Source organism: Brachybacterium tyrofermentans, from assembly GCF_039526165.1.
Classification (GTDB): Bacteria; Actinomycetota; Actinomycetes; order Actinomycetales; family Dermabacteraceae; genus Brachybacterium; species Brachybacterium tyrofermentans.
The window spans coordinates 1-2,017 of record NZ_BAAAIR010000084.1; the positions used below are offsets into that span (position 1 = coordinate 1).

Annotated in this window: 1 protein-coding gene; it reads right to left on the reverse strand. The window is 54.1% G+C overall.

Annotation, left to right across the window (positions count from 1 at the left end; all coding sequences use genetic code 11):
• Window positions 1-469 precede the first annotated feature (469 nt).
• A complete protein-coding gene (locus ABD093_RS18355) occupies window positions 470-1,543 on the reverse strand; it encodes an ATP-grasp domain-containing protein (RefSeq protein ID WP_343926332.1) in 1,074 nt (357 codons plus the stop codon).
• Between the last annotated feature and the right edge of the window lie 474 nt (window positions 1,544-2,017).

The window sequence follows — 2,017 nt, forward strand, 5'->3', positions numbered from 1 at the left end:
ACCCCTCCAGTGCCCTCACCAGTAGAAACACCCTCCGGAACAGCGCTCACCGCAAAGAGAGGTCCAACTCAGGTGCGAGGCCCAGTCCGGCTCAGTCCAAGACATCACGGTCGCCCGCGAGCACTCACTGCCAGCACTGTAGCCAGGCCCAGGCGAGGGGCTACCGACGCTGGCCAACGAGGGATACGGCGGAACCGGCATCGGGATCGTGATGCCGACCGGAGGTGCGAATCCTCAAATCGCCAATCACGCCAAAAAGCCAGCTGGCCAAGGCGCCTCGAGAAACCGCTGTAGCCGCGAACGCACTGCTCCAATATATTCGGAAAGCCTTCGAGGCCGTTGACCCACGCCCTGAAATACCGGCGTCACCACGGCAGGAGTCCTCGTGCTGCTCTTGCTTCGAATTTCCGACCCGCAAAGTCACACCGGGTGAGCACACTTCACCAACGATGCACGTGGAAGATGCGCGTTAGGCGCGCCCACTCTCCTTGACGTATCGACCATGGAAATATCTCACTATATCAAGATCGACGTCGCGGGCCCGCCCATGAGTTGCATACCGATGCAAATTTAATGAAGGGGCCGTATTTACCTCGAGAATGACTCCGGTGCCAACATCATCAAGGTCCTCTATAAGAATATCGACCCCTCCGATTTCCATTTCTGGAATAGCATTTTTCGCCCGGATGGCCAGGTCTTTCACCTCCGCATTGACTGAATCAGTTACATCAACTAGAAACGCGCCGTAGGCGGCCAGGCCTAGAGGATTTAGGTATACAATTTCGTCCTCAGCCGGAATGGATTCCGGGTCGTGACCTTGCTTGCCTATGAAGTCCCAATTGAACACGACGGGCATTTGCATCGCTCTGTAATGAACTTTCCGTGCTTCATTTGAATCGTCAATCAAAGTCTTTAAGTTGGCGCTCCCGTTTCCCACCACAAACGGTTGGACGCGCGCTACAATACTGACAACCTCGTCGCCGATTACAAGTGCGCGCAACTCAACACCGTGTACAAACTGCTCGATCAAGACATTGGAGTTCTCGCGGCCCCCATCGAGGGCAAAGTCCCACGCGGATTCGAACTCTGCCGATTCGGAGACTCCGACCGTGACCCCGTGGGATCCTCCTGAATTTGTTGGCTTTACCACTACAGGCTTCGGAACTTTTTTGAAGTAGGCCAGCGCGACATTCTTTTCCTTCGACGAAAAATCGGCTCCGGCAGGGGTGGGCAACTTGTCAAATTCGAGCATTCGCTTCGTCAAATGTTTACGCTGGCAGATCTGCTCAGTGTGCATGGGGTGGCGAAACACTTTCGCACTATTCATCGAAAGTTCAATCGTTCCATCCGGCGAAAATAGCTTATGACGGGGTGGTCGAGGCTTTTCAACAACCACCTCTTCCGTAGTCCAGCCAAGATGTTTGAAACCGCCGATAATGCTCTTAACAGCTGAAGTGGTCGTGTTCGAACTGTTGAAATTCAGCCCTGGTGCCAAAATGTAACTTTGTATAAACTTTGTCAAAGATGCGTAGTCGCCGGTCATTTCGTGTTCCTTTCAAATGTGTGCGGAGATTGAAGAACGCGAGTGCTGCAGTGGGGTCATTGGCGGCAGGGTGGACTATCCATATCCCCTGAGCCTCGATCCGATTTCACCAAGATCGCGCAATGGAAGTAGGCGACACCCTAAGATTGCCAGCCTGTCCGACACGCTAATCATTTACCAACTTGCAGTTGTCGTGCCCCAACGGTCCGTAGAGATAGCAAGTCTGGGAACCTCGTTCAGGCAACCATTCAGGTTATTCTAATACAGACTACAGGTACGGCGATCTACCCGTGGCCCTATCATACGACGTATTGACCTCGATGATGCAGCAGTGTTCGGTTACCAGGGTGAGCGACCCGGCGGCGACCTGTGCCGTCGAAATGGACTGCCTGAGCCGGGTGACATCCTCCTAGCCTCGATCTTTCATGGGGCGTGTAGGTCAGCTCGGACGTCGGCGTTGCCGATGTTTGCGGG

Bases quoted from the DNA above. Each gene is read 5' to 3' on its own strand.
- ABD093_RS18355 (WP_343926332.1), bottom strand. From the start codon at position 1,543: ATGACCGGCGACTACGCATCTTTGACAAAGTTTATACAAAGTTACATT.